The organism is Pseudomonas sp. C32, assembly GCF_030417915.1.
GTDB lineage: Bacteria > Pseudomonadota > Gammaproteobacteria > Pseudomonadales > Pseudomonadaceae > Aquipseudomonas.
Genome location: NZ_JAUHUK010000052.1, coordinates 1 through 1,313, shown reverse-complemented (window position 1 = coordinate 1,313; position 1,313 = coordinate 1). Strand labels below are relative to the sequence as shown.

The following is a 1,313-nucleotide window of genomic DNA, read 5'->3' as shown; positions in this document are numbered from 1 at the left end:
TGTCCCGTCCTGAATAAGGTTTACACCTTCTGACCTATTTTCAGGAGGGAGCAATGGATTCGGGGAAAAGGCGCAGTCAGCGCGATTACACGCTGGCTTTTAAATTGTCGGTGGTCGATCAGGTCGAAAAGGGCGAGTTGAGTTATAAAGAGGCTCAACGGCGCTATGGCATCCAGGGTCGGTCAACGGTGTTGGTGTGGTTACGCAAGCATGGTCGGCAGGATTGGAGCCAAGGCGCGTCTATTCGAGTGCTGAGGAAGAGTTCCATGGCCGAGTCCACGGTACCGCTGTCACCCGAGCAGCGGATCAAAGAGCTTGAAGAACAGCTTGAACTGAGCAATCAAAAGGCTCAGTTTTTTGAGGCTGTCGTAAACGTCTTGAAGAACGACTACGGTGTATCCATCGTAAAAAAGCGACCCGGCAAGTCCTCGCGCAAGGGCAAGTCAAAGACCTGAGTATCAGCAGGGCTTGCCTGTTCATGGGCATTTCACGTCAGGCTTACTACAAGCGCAACCGAGCGTTTGATGCGAAGGCTAGCGACGATCAAAAGGTCGTGGATTTCGTCTTGGAAAAGCGGCGGCGTCAGCCAAGGCTGGGAACGCGCAAGCTGCATTATATGCTGCATGCCGAAGCAGAAACGAGGCTGCGGGTGGGGCGCGATCGCCTGTTCAGCATCCTGCGAGAAGCGCGAGAATTGGTCCCTCGCAAGCGGGCATACCACAAGACCACCCACAGCCATCATCGATTTCGCCGCCATCCAAACCTACTCAAGGCAGGCCCGCAGCAAATCATTGCCTGTGCTCCTGAGCAAGTTTGGGTTGCGGATATAACCTATCTACCTACCCAGGAGAGCGTTGCTTATCTGAGCCTGATCACCGACGCCTACTCGCGTAAAATAGTGGGACATCATGTGCATGAGAGCTTGCATACAGAGTCGGTACTCAAAGCGCTGAAGAAGGCTGTAGGAGGAAGGAAAACCAAGCAGCCGCTGGTTCATCACTCAGACCGTGGGGCGCAGTATTGCTCCGACCTTTATCAGCGTTTTCACACCAAGCACGGGGTCATTTGTTCGATGACCGATGGCTATGACTGCTATCAGAACGCGATGGCGGAGCGAATAAACGGGATTTTGAAGACGGAGTTTTTGCTGCATCGTCCCAAGAACCTGGCCGACGCGGTGAGAATGGTTGATGAATCGGTGCTGATCTACAACGCGGAGCGGCCACATCTGGCCTTGAAATACAAAACGCCCGATGCGGTGCATCGGGCGTTTTGAGACTGAAACAGGTGTAAACCTATTTCAGGACTAGACA

The 1,313-nt window shown here is 53.4% G+C and carries 1 protein-coding gene; it reads left to right on the top strand.

The window, feature by feature from the left end:
* The first annotated feature begins 53 nt into the window (after positions 1 to 53).
* A protein-coding gene (locus tag QYH43_RS26865) for an IS3 family transposase (protein ID WP_177408867.1) occupies positions 54 to 1,276 on the top strand; the annotation gives its coding sequence in 2 pieces (ribosomal slippage) (positions 54 to 405 and positions 405 to 1,276; 1,224 coding nt in all).
* Positions 1,277 to 1,313: the final 37 nt, after the last annotated feature.